Source organism: Polynucleobacter sp. UB-Siik-W21, from assembly GCF_018687415.1.
Lineage (GTDB): Bacteria > Pseudomonadota > Gammaproteobacteria > Burkholderiales > Burkholderiaceae > Polynucleobacter.
The window spans coordinates 1,997,926-2,018,996 of record NZ_CP061289.1 but is presented as its reverse complement, the minus strand read 5'-3'; the positions used below and the strand labels follow the sequence as shown (position 1 = coordinate 2,018,996).

General features: G+C 45.5%; 19 protein-coding genes. 13 read left to right on the top strand and 6 right to left on the bottom strand.

Going from position 1 to position 21,071, the window contains the following annotated elements:
• The first annotated feature begins 19 nt into the window (after positions 1-19).
• A complete protein-coding gene (gene metF / locus C2756_RS10465) occupies positions 20-850 on the top strand; it encodes a methylenetetrahydrofolate reductase [NAD(P)H] (RefSeq protein ID WP_215319259.1) in 831 nt (276 codons plus the stop codon).
• Here metF and C2756_RS10460 read toward each other — a convergent pair.
• A complete protein-coding gene (locus tag C2756_RS10460) occupies positions 839-1,525 on the bottom strand; it encodes a 5-formyltetrahydrofolate cyclo-ligase (protein WP_251372058.1) in 687 nt (228 codons plus the stop codon). The genes metF and C2756_RS10460 overlap by 12 nt on opposite strands.
• Positions 1,526-1,539: 14 nt before the next feature.
• Here C2756_RS10460 and C2756_RS10455 point away from each other — a divergent pair, with 14 nt between their 5' ends.
• Genes C2756_RS10455 through C2756_RS10445 form a run of 3 tightly spaced genes read left to right on the top strand, consistent with a single transcriptional unit; the run spans position 1,540 to position 5,562 of the window.
• Positions 1,540-3,501 carry a transglycosylase SLT domain-containing protein gene (locus C2756_RS10455; RefSeq protein ID WP_371817085.1) on the top strand — a complete coding sequence of 654 codons (1,962 nt, stop codon included), beginning with the start codon at positions 1,540-1,542 and terminating at the stop codon, positions 3,499-3,501.
• A gap of 25 nt (positions 3,502-3,526) precedes the next feature.
• The gene (locus tag C2756_RS10450; protein WP_215319257.1) at positions 3,527-4,435 is read left to right on the top strand and encodes a complex I NDUFA9 subunit family protein; all 909 of its coding nucleotides are present in this window, start codon (positions 3,527-3,529) and stop codon (positions 4,433-4,435) included.
• Positions 4,435-5,562, top strand: a complete 1,128-nt coding sequence (locus tag C2756_RS10445) for a polynucleotide adenylyltransferase (RefSeq protein WP_215319255.1) — start codon at positions 4,435-4,437, stop codon at positions 5,560-5,562. Before C2756_RS10450 ends, C2756_RS10445 begins: the two co-directional genes overlap by 1 nt.
• A gap of 3 nt (positions 5,563-5,565) precedes the next feature.
• Here the strand turns inward: C2756_RS10445 and C2756_RS10440 are convergent, their stop codons facing one another.
• A complete protein-coding gene (locus tag C2756_RS10440) occupies positions 5,566-6,753 on the bottom strand; it encodes a class I SAM-dependent methyltransferase (protein ID WP_215319253.1) in 1,188 nt (395 codons plus the stop codon).
• A 25-nt stretch (positions 6,754-6,778) separates the two neighbouring features.
• Here C2756_RS10440 and C2756_RS10435 point away from each other — a divergent pair, with 25 nt between their 5' ends.
• The 8 genes from C2756_RS10435 to C2756_RS10400 all read left to right on the top strand — a co-directional run bounded on the left by C2756_RS10435 (position 6,779) and on the right by C2756_RS10400 (position 18,251).
• Complete coding sequence (locus tag C2756_RS10435) at positions 6,779-7,588, top strand: SDR family oxidoreductase (protein WP_215319251.1); 810 nt, start codon at positions 6,779-6,781, stop codon at positions 7,586-7,588.
• Between the two features lie 23 nt (positions 7,589-7,611).
• The gene (locus C2756_RS10430; protein ID WP_215319249.1) at positions 7,612-8,007 is read left to right on the top strand and encodes a dihydroneopterin aldolase; all 396 of its coding nucleotides are present in this window, start codon (positions 7,612-7,614) and stop codon (positions 8,005-8,007) included.
• A 26-nt stretch (positions 8,008-8,033) separates the two neighbouring features.
• Entirely contained in the window at positions 8,034-8,942 is a 909-nt protein-coding gene (gene ttcA / locus C2756_RS10425) for a tRNA 2-thiocytidine(32) synthetase TtcA (protein ID WP_215319246.1), read from the top strand.
• The gene (gene glmU / locus C2756_RS10420; RefSeq protein ID WP_215319237.1) at positions 8,939-10,435 is read left to right on the top strand and encodes a bifunctional UDP-N-acetylglucosamine diphosphorylase/glucosamine-1-phosphate N-acetyltransferase GlmU; all 1,497 of its coding nucleotides are present in this window, start codon (positions 8,939-8,941) and stop codon (positions 10,433-10,435) included. The genes ttcA and glmU overlap by 4 nt, the downstream gene beginning before the upstream one ends.
• A complete protein-coding gene (gene glmS, locus C2756_RS10415) occupies positions 10,435-12,267 on the top strand; it encodes a glutamine--fructose-6-phosphate transaminase (isomerizing) (RefSeq protein WP_215319234.1) in 1,833 nt (610 codons plus the stop codon). Before glmU ends, glmS begins: the two co-directional genes overlap by 1 nt.
• Positions 12,268-12,345: 78 nt before the next feature.
• Positions 12,346-13,899, top strand: coding sequence for an efflux transporter outer membrane subunit (locus C2756_RS10410; RefSeq protein ID WP_251372056.1), 1,554 nt, complete (start codon positions 12,346-12,348; stop codon positions 13,897-13,899).
• Positions 13,900-14,068: 169 nt separating this feature from the next.
• Entirely contained in the window at positions 14,069-15,208 is a 1,140-nt protein-coding gene (locus C2756_RS10405; RefSeq protein ID WP_215320971.1) for an efflux RND transporter periplasmic adaptor subunit, read from the top strand.
• A 7-nt stretch (positions 15,209-15,215) separates the two neighbouring features.
• Positions 15,216-18,251 carry an efflux RND transporter permease subunit gene (locus tag C2756_RS10400; protein ID WP_215319232.1) on the top strand — a complete coding sequence of 1,012 codons (3,036 nt, stop codon included), beginning with the start codon at positions 15,216-15,218 and terminating at the stop codon, positions 18,249-18,251.
• 26 nt (positions 18,252-18,277) lie between these two features.
• Here the strand turns inward: C2756_RS10400 and C2756_RS10395 are convergent, their stop codons facing one another.
• From C2756_RS10395 to C2756_RS10385, 3 genes are read right to left on the bottom strand one after another with little or no spacing between them, the layout of a single operon-like run.
• Positions 18,278-18,943 (bottom strand): glutathione S-transferase family protein, encoded by a 666-nt coding sequence (locus tag C2756_RS10395; protein ID WP_215319230.1) that lies wholly within the window; start codon positions 18,941-18,943, stop codon positions 18,278-18,280.
• Between the two features lie 28 nt (positions 18,944-18,971).
• Complete coding sequence (locus tag C2756_RS10390) at positions 18,972-19,472, bottom strand: flavin reductase family protein (protein WP_215319228.1); 501 nt, start codon at positions 19,470-19,472, stop codon at positions 18,972-18,974.
• Between the two features lie 7 nt (positions 19,473-19,479).
• On the bottom strand, positions 19,480-19,767 hold the full coding sequence (locus tag C2756_RS10385) for a hypothetical protein (protein WP_215319225.1): 288 nt from the start codon (positions 19,765-19,767) through the stop codon (positions 19,480-19,482).
• An 87-nt stretch (positions 19,768-19,854) separates the two neighbouring features.
• Between C2756_RS10385 and C2756_RS10380 the strand changes: the two genes are divergently transcribed.
• Positions 19,855-20,838, top strand: a complete 984-nt coding sequence (locus C2756_RS10380) for an MDR family oxidoreductase (RefSeq protein ID WP_215319223.1) — start codon at positions 19,855-19,857, stop codon at positions 20,836-20,838.
• Positions 20,839-20,862: 24 nt separating this feature from the next.
• Here the strand turns inward: C2756_RS10380 and C2756_RS10375 are convergent, their stop codons facing one another.
• A complete protein-coding gene (locus tag C2756_RS10375; protein ID WP_215319221.1) occupies positions 20,863-21,039 on the bottom strand; it encodes a DUF1289 domain-containing protein in 177 nt (58 codons plus the stop codon).
• Between the last annotated feature and the right edge of the window lie 32 nt (positions 21,040-21,071).

Sequence of the window (21,071 nt, the reverse complement as noted above, 5' to 3'; positions counted from 1 at the left end):
GATACCTAGGCCCAAGATCATGGAATTAAGCGTCGAGTTCTTTCCTCCAAAAACACCTGAAGGTGAGAATAAGTTGCGCCTTGTGCGTGAGCGTTTCAGCGAAACACTCAAGCCAGCGTTTTATTCTGTGACTTTTGGTGCCGGTGGTTCTACTCAGTCTGGCACATTAAAAGTGGTGAGTGATATTCATGCTGCAGGCGCTGCAGTGGCTCCCCACTTATCTTGTGTTGGCAGCTCACGTGATAGTGTGAGAGAAATGTTGAAGCAGTATCAAGCTTTAGGGATTAAACGAATTGTTGCTTTACGTGGTGACTTACCATCTGGCATGGGCCAGTATGGTGAGTTTCATCATGCCAATGAATTAGTTGAATTTATTCGTGCGGAAACAGGTGATTGGTTTCATATTGATGTGGCAGCCTATCCAGAGACTCATCCACAGGCAAAGTCGCCTGCAAGCGATGTAGATTTCTTTGTGCAAAAAATGAAGGCAGGGGCTAATGCTGCCGTAACGCAGTATTTTTATAACAGTGATGCCTACTTCCGTTTTGTCGATGAGGCTTATGACTTAGGTGTTACGCAGCCCATTATTGCCGGCATCATGCCGATTACGAATAGTACGCAGTTGCTACGTTTTTCAGACGCCTGTGGCGCTGAGATTCCACGTTGGATTCGCTTGCGCCTCCAGTCATATGGCGATGACATTGCATCTATACGTGCGTTTGGTGAACAGGTGGTGACGGATCTGTGTGACCAGCTTCTGACCGCTGGCGCACCAGGCTTACACTTCTATTCTTTGAATCAAGCAGATGCAGTTTTAGCAATCGCCGACAACCTCGATCTAACGAAGTAAGCCTGACTCAGTCAGTAGCATATCCAAAGGCTCATCGTGTGTTTGAGCCGCCCACTGGGTATCATCCAGTTTTTGCCAATTAAATCCAATCCCAATACAAATGATCTTGGGATTGTTTTCTCTCAAGTTCGCAAGGGTTCGATCAAAATAGCCGCCGCCATAACCTAGACGCCAGTAATGTGTTTTACCGTTTACTGTTGAGCTTGACCAGCCAACACAAGGAATCAGGATGCAGTCCGGGCTGCTAGCAGGCCTATCTGAGTTATTCGGGTCTGGTTCTGGCACACCATGTTTGCTTGGGATTAGGTTGTCACCATCCCTCCATTCATAAAAATCGAGATGCTTATCAGGGCGAGCAAAAGGCAGTGTGAGTAGACGTCCTGATGCGTTTTTAGACCAAGCAATTAAGGTAGGACGCAAATCCAATTCATCCTGAATGGGCCAATAGAGCGCAATCGAGCGCAGGGATGCGCCATCCGATTCTAAAAATGCGTTTAGCGTACTTAGCAGGAGTTCTGTGGCATGGGTATAGTTTGCCCCCGCCGCAAATTCTTTGCGTTGCTTTAACAATTCTTGGCGAAGAGTTTTTGGTGAATTACCGTGCATATCGACCATTATCAGGCGAAAATCAATAGATGTAGTAATCAAGTTAGCGTAACAAAATGCCTCATCCATCAATATAGGGTTAGATGTTGAAAAAGAAGTTAAAAATTCGCATATGCCAACAATGGGCCAAGATTCTGATTTTGGGCCTAGTCTTCAATGCGCCCCAAGCATTTGCAGAAAAATTGAAAAAGCCAGTTCTACCTAAATCCTATGAGAGTAAGGCCGCCCCAGCTGAAATTACTGACGCCGATAGGATGTTTATCGACTTACGTGAGGCAGCCAGAAAAAATGATGTGTTTCGTACGCAGCAGTTGTCAGCCAATTTAGCCAACTATCCTTTTGATGACTATGTAGCTTATTTCCGTATCAAGCCTCAGTTGTTTGATAGCGCTGGAGGGCCGCGAAATGATTACAGTGCCGATACTCAGGTAGTTGCATTCTTAAATCAATATCAAGGCACTGCTTTAGCAGATCGTATGCGCAATGATTGGCTACTGGTGCTGGGTAAGCGCAAAGACTGGGCGCGATTTGATGCTGAGTACGCCAAGTTTGTTTTAGATGACGATACTCAAGTGAAATGCTATTCCTTGGTATCCAAGCTTTCGCAAGGTGAGAACCCAACAAAATTAGCAATTGATTCACGGGCAATCTTGTTGGACCCCAGTTACTTCGGTCAAGCCTGCCAAGAGTTAGTGCCTTCACTAGTAGCGGCAGGCGGTATGACGCCAAGTGAGGCAAAGGCGATTGGTCGTGCTGCCAGCGAAAGAGGTTTTGACACCATGGCGAAACGTCTTGGTGGTGATGACCCTATTGGCGAGATTGTGAGGGCGGCTAAAGCCGATCCATCAAAAGCCTATCGAGATTTCTTGCAAACATCATCGCGCTATAGCAAAGAGAATCAAGCGGTGGCATGGGGTGTTATTGGACAATTTTTGGCGAAGAAATTAGACCCAAATGCAGATGACGCTTATCGATTGCAACAAGCTCTGGGCTATAACGAACTGCTCTCGGTTGAATCGCAAGAATGGAAAGTGCGTGCTGCATTACGTGCTAAAGACTGGGTCTTGGTGAAGAATGCTATCGATGGTATGAACCCTGTGATACGCAGCAAAGATCCTGCTTGGACCTATTGGTACGGTCGTGCATCAAAGGCTGAGGGTCAGGATGCCAAGGCTAAAGATAGCTTTGAGATGATTGCTGATCAATACAACTTTTATGGTCAGCTCGCTCGTGAAGAGTTGGGCAAATCGAACCATGCACCAAGTCGCACCAAGGTAACTGAGTCTGAAATTGATGCCATGGCTAGCCATAAGGGATTTATTCGTGGTGAGCGCCTTTATGCGATGAACTTACGTTTTGAAGGTAATCGTGAGTGGAATTGGGAATTACGGAACATGACAGATAAGCAGCTATTGGCTGCCGCAGAGTATGCCAAACGAGTCAATCTCTATGATCGCGTGGTCAATACTGCAGATCGAACCAAGCAAGAGCATGATTTTAGTTTGCGTTACCCGACGCCATACCGTGATGAGCTTTCTCCAATTGCAAGGCAGATTGATTTGAATCTTGCTTGGGCTTATGGACTCATTCGTCAGGAGTCACGCTTCATCATGAATGCCTCTTCTTCAGTTGGCGCTTCTGGCTTGATGCAAGTCATGCCTAACACCGCAAAGTATGTCGCCAAGAAAATTGGAATGACGAATTACACCAACGATAAGTTGACCGATACCAATACCAATCTGACCTTAGGCAGCAATTACCTCAATATGGTGTTGATTGATTTGGATGGTTCCTGGGTGCTGGCTTCAGCTGCGTATAACGCAGGCCCTTCGCGATCTAAGGCTTGGCGTGAAAAGCTCACAGGGCCTACTGAAGGCGCCATCTTTGCTGAAACGATTCCATTTAATGAAACACGTACTTATGTAAAGAATGTATTGTCCAATGCGAATTACTATTCATCGGTAATGAACGGACAAACACAATCATTAAAGCAACGTTTAGGTGTGATTACGCCTAAAGCTGCGACACAATCTGAGTTACCTTAACGATACGTTTATAAAAGAAGGCTCTATGCAATACGATATTTTACTCATTGGTGGCAATGGATTTGTGGGCCGTGTGTTAGCTGCACAGCTTCAAGTTGCGGGCTATTCAGTATTAATTCCGTCTAGTCATCCTGCGGCTGGGCGTGAGTTACGTATGCTACCGAAGATACATATTGAGGATGCTGACATTCATGAGTTTGATGAATTGCAGTCATTGTGTGCTCGTATAAAACCCAATGGCGCAGTCATCAACTTAGTTGGCGTATTGCACGACAAACCGGCTCAGCCTTATGGGAAAGTATTTAAAGCTGCACACGTAGATTTACCAAAAAATATTATTACTGCGATGCAACTCCATGGGCTAAAGCGCTATCTGCACATGAGTGCGCTTGGTGCCGACTCCAATGGACCCTCTATGTATCAACGGAGTAAGGGTGATGGAGAGGCGGCGGTTAAGGCCAGTAATGTAGATTGGACTATTTTTAGACCCTCAGTTATTTTCGGCGCGCAAGATCAATTCATTAATTTATTTGCTAAGCTTGCCAAATTGTTTCCAGCATTGCCTTTGGCAAACCATCAAGCAAAGTTTCAGCCAGTGAGCGTGGATGATGTCGCAATCGCATTTGTAAAATCTTTAGCGATGCCACAAACCATTCATCAGTCTTATGATTTAGTAGGCCCTACGGTTTATACGATGAAAGAGATTGTGGAGTTTGCTGCACGCAAAGCCAAGACTTCTTGTGCCATTATTCCCGTGCCGGCTTTTGTGGGATATCTCCAGGCTTTAGCCTTTGAGTTTTTGCCTGTGCCAACCTTGATGTCACGCGACAACATTGCTTCTATGCAGTTGCCCAATACTTTGCCTGTGAACGGTAGAGATGCTTTGACTGAAGTGTTCAAAATGAGCCGCCGCACCCTAGAGGGTATGCAGTAATGAAGATTTACGCCGTTGGCGGTGCCATTCGAGATACCCTCATGGGTTTACCAGTCCATGATATTGACTACGTGGTAGTGGGCTCCAGCGTTGAGGAAATGATTGCGAATGGCTTTCGACCAGTTGGAAAAGATTTCCCTGTTTTTTTGCATCCCAAGACTCAAGCTGAATATGCTTTAGCGCGCACTGAACGTAAGACGGGCAAAGGCTATAAAGGCTTCCATTTTTATGCGGACCCTTCAGTCACTTTAGAGCAAGATCTGCAGCGTCGTGATTTAACGATTAATGCCATGGCCCAAGAAGTCGATGTTGATGGAAGGCTATGTGGACCTATTTTGGATCCTTATGGCGGACAAAAAGATTTAGCAGCAAAAGTCTTTCGGCATGTATCAGATGCTTTTGCAGAAGATCCATTGCGTTTATTGCGTATCGCTCGTTTTGCAGCACGCTTTCCAGAATTTAGTGTGGCAGATGAAACGATGCTCTCATTAAAAGCCATCGTTCAGGCCGGCGAATTAAATGCTTTATCCGCAGAGCGTATCTGGCAAGAACTCGCTAGAGGTTTGGTTGCGAGCAAGCCAATGCATATGTTTCAAGTATTGTTAAACACGGGTGCTGCTAAAACGATTCTTTCACCAACATTAAACGTGCAACTGGCTCAAGAAAAATTGCGTGAACAGTTGATTGCCCATTTTGATTCGATTGGAGATGCATTAGATGATCGTTGCGCAATTGCCTTAATGAATGTGCCTGCCAGCGAGATTCGTTCGTGGGCAGAATGTGTTCGGATGCCTATTGAGGTTCGTGATTTTAGTGAAATCTTTAGTGAGCTCATTACATTCATTGATAAATGCCATAGCCGTTTTCAGGCGGTGGATGTCTTAGCTTGGTTGAATCGTGCCGATGTTTGGCGCAAGCCTGATCGCGGACAACAATTATTAAATCTTGCTGCAAAGATAGGGTTGAATGTTGCCGCCTTGATCAAGGCAATGCGGAACGCTCAAGCACTTAATACTGCCGAAATTATTGCTGGTGTCGCAGCAGAAGATCGATCTAATGGTGAGCGAATCGGTAGCGCATTTGAGCTTGCAAGATTAGCGGCAATTACTTCAGCACTCCAGACTTAAGTTTTAGAGTCTATTTCTGCCGCGTAATCCAGGCAGATCCTCTAGCGTGTAGCCTGGCAATAACTGCTCTAAGTTTTTAGTGAAAGCAAAGACTTTAAATAGCTCACCCATTTCTGCTTCGGATAACAATTTCTGTAATGAGTTAGAAATTGGTAAAAACGTTGCTGGATTATTAGGGTCGCCAATCGCCAAAGCAATGTCACCAATGCCTGCATCTAAGAGATAAGCAGCTTGGTTTGTGAGGAATACATCGTCGGCATTTTCTGCGAGAGCGCTGCGAGCAATTTGTGACCACTCCACGTGTGTTGTGAGATCACATAGACCTGGAAGATGAAAAGGGTCTTGAATGGCATGATGACGATAGTGGGCCATTAAAGTGCCCTCCAGTCTTTGTGGATGGTAATACTCACCTTCTGGAAAGCCGTAATCAAAAGTTAGGAACAAACCGCTGTGAAGTTGCTGTGTAACTTGATGCATCCATGCATTTGCGGGGGCATGCAATTCAGTGACGTAGCCCTCTGAAAAATTCCCACTTAATAAAGTTTCTGGGAGCAAATCCTGCTCAACAGGTGAGCCTTTTTTCCAAGTGAAATTATTATTTTCAACAGTAACGCCATGCCAATACCAAAACCCATTTTGATAAATGATGGCATCGCACGGAATGGCATCAAGCACCTCGTTTGCCAAAATGATGCCCTTGAAATCTTGAGGTAGTTCGCTAAGCCAATCGCATTGAGTTTGGCTATGGAGTTGTTTAATAGTTTTGCCGATGAAATCTTGTTGACGTTGCGCTAAGTCGGGAGAGATCTCTACGATGTCATAGCGGTCTAGTACAAAATCAAGATCTTGTAAGCGAGTCAGAATGGAAGCTGCTAATTTACCGGTGCCAGCCCCGAATTCCAAAATTTGGGTTTGCAAACCTTGGGCTTTAAGTCCTTCGAGAACTGGAATGAGCGTAGTACAAATGGCTGCACCAAATAACGGGCTCAGTTCTGGTGCCGTGGTGAAGTCCCCACCAGAACCCAACTTGTGTGCTCCAGCGCTGTAATAGCCCATTCCAGGCTCATACAGAGCCATCTCCATATAGCGGGAAAAGGGAATCCAAGCACCTTGGGAGGCGATCTCAGAGGCTATTTTGGCCTTCAGAAGCTCACTGTGCTCCATTTCGAGGCTGGTCAAGGTAATATCCATAGCTCATTAGTCTAAGAGAATTTAATTGAACCCGAGTTCAAACACCCCTTCCCAGCAACGAAAAGCCGTTTTAGTGACTGGCGCCGCCAAGCGCCTAGGTCAAGAAATTGCTATGCAGTTCGCTCGCCAAGGCTGGGATGTGGCTGTTCATTATGGGCGATCTGAGAAAGAAGCCCAAGAAACCGTAGCTCAAATTCGGAGCCTTGGTGTGAAGTCAGTAGCCTTTCAGGCTGATTTGGCTGATGAGCAAGTTGTTAAAAATCTTTTTTCTCAAGTGAGTAAACAATTTACTAATCTGCATTGCCTAGTAAACAACGCATCAATTTTTGAATACGATCGCGCTAACTCCAATGTGCCACTGACTTCTCAGAGTCTGCAGGAGCACATGCAAGTCAATTTAACTGCTCCAATTTTGCTGTCCCAGTTGATGTTTGAGTTTCAGAAAATCAATGGGAATAAATCAGATGCTGTACCTTCCGTCATTCAATTGCTAGATCAAAAGCTCATTAATCTCAATCCTGATTATCTGGCATATACCTTATCAAAAGCAGCATTGGCAACTTCTGTCGAAGTGTTGGCAATGGATTTTGCACCGCACTTAAGGGTGGTGGGATTGGCCCCAGGCATTTCTTTGCCTTCTGGCGATCAAACTGATAGTGGTTTCTCTAAAGCCCATCAAATGACACCACTAGGTAAATCATCTACACCCTCTGACATTGCTAAGGCTGCTGTATTTTTGGCCGAATCAAGCGCAATTACTGGAACGACTCTCTATGTAGATGGTGGACAACATCTACTATCTTCATCACGTGATGTGATGTTTAAAACAAATTAAGTATTTCTATAAAGTAACTATCTATGCACGCTATTCTTTCTCATTCTGCCCTCGCTGATTGCCGCCGTTTATTTTTGCGGGACTACGAGATTTATATCAATATCGGCGTCCATGATTTTGAGAAGAAGGCAGAGCAACGCGTGATTTTAAATATCGACTTGTATATTCCACTGGATATGAATACACCAACAAATGATCAATTGGATGAAGTAGTAGATTATGACTTCATGCGTGAGACCATTAAGGCGCGGGCCTCCAAGGGTCATATCCATCTGCAAGAAACCTTTTGCGATGACATCGTGACCGCGATGTTATTGCACCCTAAGGTCCTGGCTGCGTGCGTCAGTACTGCTAAGCCCGACGTTTACCCGGACTGCCATTCAGTAGGGGTTGAGGTGTTTCGGATTAAATCAGTATAGAGAAATTAGAAAAGAATTCAATTGTCATGGGCGATATTCGTAAAGTTGTCTTCGAAGAAAACAAGCTAGAGAAAAAACTCTGTCGCTTGGTAGGTCAAGCCATTGGCGACTTTGGCATGATCGAAGATGGCGATAAGGTGATGGTGTGTATATCTGGCGGCAAAGATAGCTATGCCATGCTAGATGTCTTGATGAAGCTTCGTGAGCGTGCACCTATCCATTTTGAAATCGTTGCAGTGAACTTAGATCAGAAACAGCCTAATTTTCCTGCGGAGACCTTGCCTAATTATCTTAAGAGTTTAGGTATTCCATTTCACATTGAAGAGCAAGATACCTACAGTATCGTCAAGCGCGTTATCCCTGAAGGTAAAACGACCTGTGGTTTGTGTTCTCGTTTGCGTCGCGGTATTTTGTATCGCGTTGCCGATGAGTTGGGTGCAACCAAGATTGCCTTAGGTCATCATCGCGACGACATTTTAGAAACGCTGATGCTCAATATGTTCTATGCGGGCAAGCTCAAAGGAATGCCGCCTAAGTTGCGCTCAGACGATGGCAAGCATATTGTGATTCGACCTCTAGCTTATGTTCCAGAAAAATTGTTGGAACGCTATGCGGGTGATATGAACTTCCCGATCATTCCTTGTGATTTGTGCGGCAGTCAGCCTAATCTGCAGCGCCAGGTGATGAAAGAAATGCTCCGCGATTGGGAAAAGAAGTATCCTGGTCGTGTAGAGAATCTATTCCGCTCAATGCACCATATCGTGCCTTCCCACCTGATGGATGGGGAAGCTTTTGATTTTCAGGGTCTGGAGATTGCTACTGAGTTGACTGGAATTGCTGCGAGGTCCGCAGGCGACAAGGCAATTGATGAGGCGGATTTAGACGAATTGGCATGTGGAACCCTGATTCAGGGGACTTATAATCCCCCTTTATGAATATCGTCATATTGGCTGCTGGGCAAGGAAAGCGGATGAAATCTGCCTTGCCCAAGGTCCTGCAAACTCTGGCAGGTAAGCCTCTTCTACAGCATGTGCTGAATACCGCTTTATCCCTGCAAGGTAAGGCCTCTAAAAATGGACCGATTGTGGTTGTGGGGCATGGCGCTGCAGATGTCAAAGAATTCCTATTCAGTGCCGCTAAGGAAGATTCCAGATTTAGTAGCGTGAGCACCGCTTTGCAGGCCCAACAAAAGGGTACTGGGCATGCACTGCTGCAGGCACTGCCTAAGCTTGATTTACAAGAACCCACTTTAGTTTTGTACGGCGATGTGCCGCTGACAACCCAAAAGACTTTAAGTAAATTGACTAAGCTAGCTGATGGTGTACGTGGCAAAGATTCTGCGTTAGCACTTCTTACTCAGAATTTAAATAATCCAACAGGCTATGGGCGCATTGTGCGCGATACCGATGGCTCTGTTAAAGAGATTGTTGAAGAGAAGGATGCAACATCCGCTCAAAAAACCATTCATGAAATTAATACTGGCATTATGGTATTGCCAACCAATGCTCTGAATAAATGGCTCAAAGCATTGAGTGCAAGCAATGCTCAGGGCGAATACTATTTAACGGATGTCATCGCAATGGCCGTTAAGGATGGTGTGCCTATTCGAACTACGCAAGCTGATGCCGAGTTTGAAACTGTGGGTGTGAATAGTCGTGATCAACTAGCCGCTTTAGAGCGAATTCATCAACTTAATATTGCCAATCAATTAATGGATGCCGGCGTAGCTCTTGCTGACCCAGCGCGTATCGATGTGCGCGGGACCTTAGAGTGCGGTAATGATATTTCTATCGATGTCGGTTGTGTATTTGAGGGTTGCGTTACATTGGCATCGGGCACAAAGATTGGCCCATATTGCGTGATTCGTAACAGCGTGATTGGTAAAGATGTTGTTGTTCATTCTTATAGTCATTTAGACGGCGCAAAGGTTGGCAATCAATCAGTGATTGGGCCATATGCTCGCTTACGACCTGGTGCAGATTTATCGAATGATGTTCACATCGGTAATTTTGTCGAAGTGAAGAACAGCAAAATTGCAGCTAATAGCAAAGCCAATCACTTGGCTTATGTTGGTGATTCTATTGTGGGCTCAAGAGTCAATATTGGTGCCGGCACGATTACTTGTAATTACGATGGAGTAAATAAGCACCAGACCATTATTGAAGACGATGCCTTCATTGGCTCAGATACTCAGTTGGTTGCCCCGGTGAGAGTTGGACGCGGCGCTACATTAGGCGCTGGCACCACCTTGACTAAAGATGCGCCTGCCAATCAATTGACGATCTCAAGAGCAAAACAAATTTCTTTGCCATGGCAGCGCCCCACAAAGAAAGAGAAAACACTGGCGACAAAAAAAGTTGCAGTCAAAAAGACTGTGAAGAAAGTAGTAAAAAAAGTAGCAAAGAAAGCTGTAAAGGGTAAAAAATAATGTGCGGTATTGTTGGGGCGGCATCTCACAAAAATATTGTTGATGTTTTGGTTGAGGGTTTGCGTCGTCTTGAGTATCGCGGGTATGACTCTTGTGGTTTTGCAGTAATCAATGGTGATGATGCTAAGCACCCCATTGAAAGAGCGCGCACCACCGCACGTGTTTCTGAGCTGGCTGAACAAGGCAAAGACTTTCGTGGCACCCTAGGTATCGCTCATACACGCTGGGCAACCCATGGTAAGCCGGATACACAAAATGCACATCCTCATATTTCAAATAATTTGGTTGCGGTTGTTCACAACGGCATTATTGAAAACTACGAAGCGCTGCGCACAGAATTAAAAACCGGTGGCTATGTCTTTACTTCTGAGACTGATACCGAAGTAATTGCCCATTTGATTCATCAACAATATGTGAGTACTAGCCAAAAAGATATTGCCCAATCCGTTAGAGCGGTATTGCCTAAGCTGCATGGTGCTTATGCAATCGGGGTGATCGCACAAGACAGCCCCGCAACTTTGGTTGGGGCACGTGTAGGCTCGCCTTTAGTGGTGGCGCTTGGCGATCAGGAAAATTTTCTTGCATCCGATGCCTTAGCCTTAGCTGGTCGCGCTCATTCGATGATGTATTTAGAAGAGGGTGATGTCGCTGTTCTCAAGGCAGATAGCGTTGAAGTGATTAATCAGGCAGGTGAATCTGTGGAGCGTGATCGCAAGCCAATGCCGGCACAAGCAGACTCTGTAGACCTGGGCCCTTATCAGCATTACATGCAAAAAGAAATTTTTGAGCAACCAAGGGCAATTGGGGATACTCTTACCAACATTGCTTCATTTGGTCCAGAGTTATTTGGCGCGAACGCTGATGATTGGAAAGCTTTTGACCAGATTTTAATTCTGGCTTGCGGCACGAGTTATTACTCTGCGTGCGTTGCTAAGTATTGGTTGGAGGATCTTGCCGGTATTCCTACTCAAGTAGAAATCGCGAGTGAATATCGTTATCGGACAACGGTACCTAATCCGAAGACTTTAATCGTGGTGGTCTCGCAATCAGGCGAGACAGCGGATACCTTGGCAGCCTTGCGCCATGCTAAGGCTCTTGGCCATCCATATACTTTGGCTATCTGCAACGTTGCGAGTAGTGCGATGGTTCGTGAAACCAGCTGGCATTTCTTAACCAAAGCAGGCACTGAAATTGGCGTTGCATCTACTAAAGCATTCACCACGCAATTGCTAGCGCTCTATCTTTTGGCGATTTCGATTGCTAAGCGTGCTGGAAAAGTTTCTGCAGAAAAAGAGAAAGAGCTTCTCCGTGAATTACGCCATTTACCAAAAGCGTTGCATGCAGCGCTAGCACTTGAGCCACAAATCATTGCTTGGAGCGATGTTTTTTCTAAATGCGAGAATGCGCTCTTCTTAGGTCGTGGCATGCATTATCCAATCGCACTGGAAGGCGCATTGAAGTTAAAAGAGATTTCCTACATACATGCAGAAGCCTATCCTGCAGGTGAGCTAAAGCATGGGCCGCTGGCATTAGTGACCGACAAGATGCCAGTCGTTACGGTTGCTCCTAAAGATGACTTGCTAGAGAAGTTGAAGTCCAATATGCAAGAAGTGAAGGCGCGTGGTGGAAAGTTATATGTATTTGCCGATCAAGATACTGAGATCGTCAGCAGCGATGGTATTCATGTGATTCGCTTGCCTGAACACTATGGCAATCTTTCGCCCATCCTACATGTGGTCCCACTGCAGTTGTTGGCTTATCACACTGCGTGTGCTCGCGGCACTGATGTTGATAAGCCTAGAAACTTAGCCAAGAGTGTGACAGTCGAATAAATTTAAGCAGATAAATCAGGACTTTAGGAAGTCCTGATGCCATTTTTGTGTTCAAATAACTCTTGTAAAAGAGGACATTTGTTGCAATTCATGTTTCTGTCGAAAGTACCCCCATTCTCAAGCTTGCGTTTACTTGCACTGATTTGGACAGGCGTACTTTCTGCGTGCGCAGTTGGGCCAGATTTTAAGCAGCCAGAAGCACCCAAAACATCTTCGTATACCGAAGGCCCATTATCTAAAAAACTCACTACTGCTCCTGGCGTTCCTGGTGGCACTGAACAAGAGTTTGTCGAAGGTGCTGACATAGAGGCACAGTGGTGGGAGTTATACAAGTCCCCTGAATTAGATGCTTTGATTAAAAAAGCTTTACAGCAAAATCCGAATTTAGGCGCAGCTGATGCAGCATTGCGCGCTGCCCAAGAAAATGTCAACGCTCAAATTGGTGGGCAATATTTTCCGGCGGTGAGTGTTGGCGGTGCTGCCACAAGGCAGCTTCAGCCTTCAGCAATCTACGGTATTCCTTACGGCTCAGATACTTACAACCTCTACAACACCTCGGTAAACGTGAGCTACAAACTGGATGTGTTTGGTGGCGCCCGCCGTGCGGTTGAGGGCGCAAGAGCTCAAGCAGAAGTTGCGCAGTATCAACTTGAAGGCGCCTATCTCTCTTTGACGGCGAACGTTGTCACTAGCGCTGTGAAAGAAGCAGCACTCCGTGCGCAACTACAAGCTACGGAAGAAATTTTGAAAGCGCAAACCAATCTTGCGGAAGTGACTGAAAAACAATTAGCCATTGGCACAGTATCTAAAGTAGACGTCACTTCACAGCGAACTTTAGTTTCAACTTCTCAGGTAGATCTTTTTAATTACGAAAGAAATTTAGCGTTTGCACGTAACCAGTTGGCGGTATTGGTGGGCGAGCTACCTAGCAATGCCGCTATTACTCAGTTCGATCTCAGCAAATTGCACCTGCCAGAAAAATTACCTCTTTCGGTACCATCAAGCTTGGTGCGTCAACGTCCTGATGTGCGGGCAGCTGAGGCTCAGCTAAAGGCGCAGAATGCATTTGTAGGGGTTGCTACGGCAAATTTATTGCCCCAATTTAATATTACGGGTTCCATTGGTTCTGCTGCGTTAACTTCAGCAGCTTTATTTGGGCCTAACTCGGCCTTATGGTCTATCGGTGGCGGTATTTTGCAGCCTCTGTTTCAAGGTGGACAGCTATTAGCGCAGCGTCGTGGGGCGATTGCGAATTACGAGCAGGCAGCTTTTCAGTATCAGGCAACAGTATTAAGCGCATTTCAAGAGGTTGCCAATGCATTACGCGCACTTGAGACGGGTGCGCAAGGACTGAAAGCAGCATCTGACGCCGAGCGCTATGCCTATGAAACATTGGACCTTGTGCAGCAACAATATAAATTAGGAACAGCTAGTTACCTAGCGGTACTCTATTATCAAAACCAGTATCAACAGGCAAAAGTGAAATCAGTGGCTGCACAAGCAACGAGATTTTCTGATACAGCAGCATTATTTACAGCATTAGGCGGGGGCTGGTGGAATCGCGAAGGCCCCGCTTTCAAACCAAAAGCCATAGCGAATAAAGATCAAAATGAAACTTCTGGAAACAATTAAAAGCAAGTTGATTGCCGCCATTCTTGCCGTATGGGCTTGGATGAAACTCAAAGCTGACCAATGGAAATTACGGGATAAAGCTATCGCACTTTGGGAAAAAGCCAAAGCTTTCTATGCGCGCATGGGAGCTAAGTGGCGTGGTACTAAAGCCTATGCCAAGCTCATGGCGATGGAGCCACTTCAACGTCGTATGACGATCATGTTGTGTGCCGTTTTCTTATTGCTGGGCTTGATTTTTACCTTCAATCAATTGAAGACTTTCATGATTAAGTACTTCATCTCGGGAATGGGTTTGCCACCAGCAACCGTGTCGACGATGGTAGTAGGAAGCTCTGAATGGCAGCCCCAGTTGAGTAGCGTAGGTAATGTGCGCGCCTTCAGGGGTGTAGAGTTGAGCACTGAGATCGGTGGTTTGGTGCAGACAGTACCGATTAAGTCTGGTCAAGATGTCAAAGAAGGCGAGCTATTGATTAAGCTCAATGATGCTTCAGATGTGGCGCAGTTGAACTCCCTAAAAGCGATGGCAGATCTCGCCAAGGTGATTAATGAGCGGGATGCGCAACAGTTAGTGATTCAGGCGATTAGTAAAAACGTATTTGATAGCAGCAAGGCTGACGCAAAATCTAAGCAGGCACAAGTAGAAGCGCAAGCAGCCTTAGTAGCCAAGAAAAATCTGAAGGCACCTTTTAGTGGGCGGGTCGGTATTGTTTCCATTAATCCTGGTCAGTACGTTAATTCTGGTGATAAGTTATTCACGCTGCAGACTTTAGACCCTATTTTTGTGGACTTCACATTGCCACAAAGCAATGCTGAGCAGATTCAAGTTGGCCAAGATGTAGTGGTTACTACAGACGCATTTAAGGATGCAAGTTTCGCTGGCAAGATTACCGCAGTGAGCCCGAAGGTGGATACCAATACCCGCAATATTCAAATTGAGGCGCAGATTGCTAATCCGGACAAGAAAGTGCTTCCAGGAATGTTTGCAAATGTGAATATTAAGCTTGGCGACCAAGTGAAGTTGCTAACACTGCCACAAACTGCTGTGACTTATAACCCCTATGGTTCAACAGTCTTCATTGCTAAAGATACTGGTAAGAAAGATAAAAAAGGTAAGCCCGCTTTAGAGGCACAACAAGTATTTGTGACTACCGGTAGTACTCGTGGCGATCAGGTGGCTATTCTCAAAGGCATTAATGAGGGCGATACCGTTGTAACGAGTGGTCAGCTCAAGCTAAAGAATGGCACGCCATTAATGATCAACAATAAGGTGCAACCTGCAAATTCACCTGATCCTAGACCTCAGGAATAAGTAGTCGATGAATTGGACGGACATATTCATTCGCAGGCCAGTACTCTCGCTGGTGGTGAGTGCGCTCGTATTGGCATTTGGTTTGAAGGCGATCGGGTCTCTCCCGGTTAATCAATATCCTCAAACACAAAATGCCATTGTTACCATCACCACTGCCTATTACGGTGCAGATCCTGAAACGATTGCTGGGTTTATAACGCAGCCCCTTGAGGCATCTATAGCACAAGCCCAAGGAATTGATTACTTATCTTCAACTAGTGTTAGTGGTATATCTACTATTGTTGCTACCTTAAAGTTGAACTACAACTCTAATGCAGCATTGACACAGATTCAGACGCAAATTAGCGCAGTCAAAAATCAATTACCCCCGCAGGCACAACAGCCTGTTCTCACGGTGCAGGTAGGTCAATCTATCGCGGCAATGTACATGGGCTTTTATAGTGATCAGTTACCGAATAATGCGATCACAGATTACTTGTTGCGCGTAGTTAAGCCAAAGTTAGATTCCATCGAGGGCGTACAGAATGCCGAAATTACTGGCGGCAGAAAGTTTGCTTTACGCGCTTGGCTAGATCGTGAAAAGATGGCCGGTCTAGGAATAGGCGCAGATGACGTTTATAGCGCGATGTCTGCCAATAACTATTTGTCAGCAGTGGGCAGCACTAAGGGCGATATGGTCTCTGTTGACTTAGTTGCTGGGACTGATCTTCATACCCTGGATGAGTTTCGCAAGTTAGTTGTTAAAAAAGATGGCATCAATATTGTCTATTTAGATCAGGTCGCCAATGTATCTTTGGGATCTGAAGACTACAACACGAATGTGGCGTTCAGTGGCAAGCAGTCGGTCTTTATTGCAATTAAAGTCGCGCCGCAGGCCAACTTACTAGATGTTGCACAACGCGTAAGAGACGCCGTCCCAAATATCCAAAAGCAATTACCCATTGGCATGAATGGCAATATTGTTTATGACTCTACTAAATTTATTACTAGCTCGATTGATGAAGTAGTTACGACCTTGCTTGAAGCCTTGATCATTGTGACTTTGGTGATTTATCTCTTCTTGGGTAGCGTGCGCGCTGTTGCTGTGCCAGTAATTGCAATGCCACTCTCTTTGATTGGCACTTTCTTTTTGATGCAAGTTTTGGGCTATTCGATTAACTTGCTAACCCTTCTCGCCCTAGTGCTCGCAATCGGCTTAGTGGTTGATGACGCCATCATCGTCGTAGAAAACGTTGATAGGCATATGAAAGAGGGTAAGTCACCTTTAGAAGCGTCTCTGATTGCTGCACGCGAACTAGGTAGTCCTATTTTAGCGATGACCGTTGTCTTAATTGCGGTCTATATTCCGATTGGTTTCCAAGGTGGTCTCACAGGCGCGCTCTTTACTGAATTTGCTTTTACGCTGGCCAGCGCGGTTGCGGTATCAGGTTTAATTGCGTTGACTTTATCCCCGATGATGTGCTCGCGCATCTTTACTGAGGAGCAAGAGGCATCTTCATTCGTTAAAAAGATTGATCAGATTTTTGATAAGGTACATCACAGTTACCAGACTACTTTGCGTGATTTGTTGAGTACTTGGCAGGTCATTGTTGTGATGGGCGCCATTTTGTTGGGTGGTGTTGCTTACTTATATGCCACCGCTCGCGCAGAGCTCGCTCCTACCGAAGACCAAGGCATTGTTTTGATGCAGGCATCTGGTCCCCCGAACGCTACCGTGAATCAAATGCAAACCTATGCAGATCAAATTTATGCAATTGCTGCTGCTGAACCAGAATATGAGCAAGCGTTTCAGATCACCAGTCCAACCTCTAGCTTTGGTGGAATTTTGTTAAAAGATTGGAGTGAGCGCAGTCGTAATGCAACGAAGTTCCAACAAGACATGCAGCAAAAGTGGAATACGATTGCTGGCGCGCGCGTAGCCGCATTTCAGTTCCCAGCATTACCGGGGGCCCAAGGCTTGCCAGTACAAGTCGTTATCAACACAACAGAGTCTTATGACCAGTTGAATGATGTAGCGCAAGCGGTTTTAGATAAAGCGCGCCGTAGCGGTAATTTCTTCTTTGTAGATACTGATCTAAAGATCGACAAGCCACAAGACGTATTGGTGATCGATCGCGAAAAGGTAGCTGCCTTGGGAATGACACAGCAGCAAGTCGGCGCAGCATTATCTGCAGCCTTGGGCGGTGGTTATGTTAACTACTTCTCCGTTGCAGGTCGCTCTTATAAAGTGATTCCACAGGTGAAACAAGTTGATCGCTTGAATCCCGACCAGATTTTGGATTACTACATTCGTACACCAAGTGGCGCCATGATTCAGGCGCGCACGATTGCAAGTATTAAACAAAAAGTGGTTCCCCAATCGATTAATCACTTTCAGCAATTAAATTCGGCAACGATTTTTGGTGTGAGCACGCCCTTTATTTCTCAGGCGGATCTATTGGAGTACATGCGTCAAACTTTAAAAGAGGTTGCGCCAAATGGTTATGCCATGGACTACGCAGGTCCTTCTCGTCAATTTATGGCGGAGTCTGGTGGATTCTTGGTCACCATGTTCTTTGCGATTTTGATCGTGTTCTTAGTGCTTGCTGCGCAGTTTGAAAGCTTCCGTGATCCGATTGTCATTCTCGTTTCTGTGCCGCTAGCACTCTTTGGGGCCCTCATCTTTATTAACCTCGGATTCACAACTTTGAATGTTTATACACAGGTCGGATTAGTTACTCTGATGGGTTTAATCAGCAAGCACGGTATCTTGATTGTAGAGTTTGCTAATGAATTGCAAGAGGCAGGACGAAGCAAGCTAGATGCGATTGTAGAGGCGAGTAGCGTGCGCTTAAGGCCGATCTTGATGACGACTGCCGCGATGGTTTTGGGAGTGGTGCCGCTAGTAATAGCTTCTGGTGCTGGTGCCGCAGGACGTCAATCAATGGGGATTGTGATCTTTACTGGCCTATCGATTGGTACCTTGTTCACTTTATTTGTCGTACCCGCAATGTATCTTTTCATGGGTGCAGATCACCACGAGAAGAAATTTAAGCAGGGATAAAGGTAGAAAGCTAAGCTAACTCAATATCACTTACTAATGATATTGAGTTCTTTCTCTGCAAACTCTTGAAAGTGAGTTTCTGCTTGAAGTTGTTTTACCCAGCGTTCAATGTTTTTGAGATCAGTGCGCAATCCAGTTTGCCGAGGGAAGGTCTCATTAAGCAATATCCAGCGATGCACACATAAAGCCAGCACAATATCACCGATATGAAATTGCTTGCCGGAGCAGTAGGCTTGTGACTCCAGAGTTTGATCAAGCAAAGCAAATAATTGGTTGGTATCTTGGTACGCTTTTTGAATAGCCGCGTGATTACGCTCCGCTTCCGGAACTCTAGTGAGACCTAGAAAGGCGGGACGTAAAACTGGCCAAAGAGTTCCAACCTGCCAGTCCATCCATTTTTCAGAGCCAAACTGAGAATTCACGTCTGATGGAAAGCGTTTATTTTTATCGTACTGCGCGGTCAGGTAGCGCATGATGGTATTCGATTCCCACAGCACGAGATCGCCATCTTCTAGTGTTGGCACAAGTCCATTAGGATTCAGTTTTAAAAATTCTGGTGAGCGAACGATGCCAAATTGAAGCCCTGCATCAATTCTTTCAAAATCAGACCCTTCTTTGAGCCCCAACTCAGCTAGACACCACAATACTTTTTGAACATTGATGGAACTTTTGCGACCCCATAAACGTATCATGGCATTTCCTTAGAAGTATTAATTAGTGTTAGCTAGTTTTGATCTCAGAAAAATCAAGACCAACAAATTTGCTGCGCGCGAAAATGAGCGGCTCTTTTTCAGGATGATTTTTTAATTGAATGACTTTGGCAACAATGATGTTGTGATCCCCGCCGACGTGGACTGAGACTGTTTCGCACTCGTAATATGCGACGCAATGATCGATCTGAGTAAGGCCACTAGCGACAATTTTATGATCAAGCCCAGCAAACTGATCTACTTTTACAGTTGCAAAGTGCATCGCCAAGTTTTCTTGTGACCGCTCTAGGACATGAATGAGGTGCTTCTTGCCAACTTCCACCCAGGGCATGAGGCGCGAGTGTTTCTTGAGACTCCACAAAATTAAGGGCGGCTCTAGAGATACTGTATTGAAAGAGCTAATCGTGATGCCGTGAGAATGTTGATTCTCATCAATACAGGTAATGACAGTAACCCCAGTTGCAAAAGAGGCAAAACCTTTGCGAAGCTCTTGTGAGGTAAACGGGGTCATCAACGGCTTACTTTGCCTCTGCTGGGGCGATAGTAGTTCCTGGAATGGGAATCAATACTTCATTTTCTTCCGCCTTCACGCATTTAAAAAGATATTCCTTGCCAGCCTTAGATAGGAAGCTGGCACCTTCATAAAAATCGCTCTTACAAGTCTTAGTCGCAAAATCCATCACGTCTTGCGGGTTCGCACTAGAGGTAATGAGGCGCATATTGCCCATAGACATATTGATTTGGGTAGAGTAGCACCCAGAGAGTATCAAACCAGAAATCGCGGTTAATAGTAGAATTTTTTTCATGGAAGCCTCCATAATTAGCAATGCTCGTTAGGATAAACCTATTAAGCAAAAGCTGTGGGGAATTGCCTCGTTTGAAAAGGAAGAGACATGTTTAAAGCAATATTGATTAATAAGGATGACCAGGGTTATCGAGCCGAATTGGGCCAGGCAGATGAGGCTAATCTCCCTGAGGGCGATGTGCGGGTAAGGGTCTTATATTCCACCCTCAATTACAAGGATGGTTTAGCGATTACTGGCAAAAGCCCAGTAGTGCGCAGTTTTCCAATGGTTCCGGGGATCGATTTTGCTGGCGAAGTGATAGAAAGCTCTAGCCCTGATTTTAAGACTGGTGACATGGTGCTTTTGAATGGCTGGGGGGTTGGTGAGGGGCATTGGGGTGGATTGGCTCAGCAGGCTAGGGTAAAGGCTGATTGGCTGATTCCTTTGCCTAAAGGATTTACCGCCAAACAAGCTTTAGCAATTGGTACTGCTGGGTATACCGCAATGTTGTGTGTCATGGCCTTGCAAAAGCATGGCCTCAAACCAAGTGATGGCGAGGTATTGGTAACGGGTGCTGCAGGTGGTGTAGGTAGTTTTGCCGTCCACTTGTTGAGTAAGCTGGGTTTCACGGTCGTTGCTAGTACAGGTCGAATAGCCGAAGCGGATTATTTGAAAAAACTAGGTGCTGCTGAAGTGATTGATCGTGCAACTTTATCTGCACCAGGAAAACCTTTAGCTAAAGAGCGTTGGGCGGCAGTATTAGATAGCGTTGGCAGTCATACTTTGGCTAACGCCTGTGCACAGACGAAGAGTAATGGCGCAGTCGCTGCCTGTGGTCTTGCGCAAGGCATGGATTTTCCATCCAGTGTTGCGCCATTTATTTTGCGTGGCGTCACTTTGTATGGCGTGAATAGCGTTACCGTCCCCCGTGAAAAACGAATTGCGGCTTATGAGCAACTTAGTAAGTTAGTGGATTTGAAAACACTTGATGAAATTTCTCATGAAATTACTTTAGGCGAATCACTTCAGTATGCTCAAGAGTTGATGGCGGGCAATGTGCGTGGACGTTTGATTGTGGACGTCAATAAGTAAACTTTTTAAAAAGCGTTTATTGAACTATTGAGCAGCTTGAGGTTTGCGAGTTTCTAGTTGTGACCAAACCTTGAGTTTCTCTGCATTTGAAAGTTCTGACCAATCTGCGATTTCAGTAAGTGTGCGATAGCAACCTCGACAATACCCATTTTCAGGATTCATGTCGCACCAGTTGATACAAGGTGATGGTACTGTAGTCAAAGTAAGTCTAGATGTATTAGAAAAAACGAAAA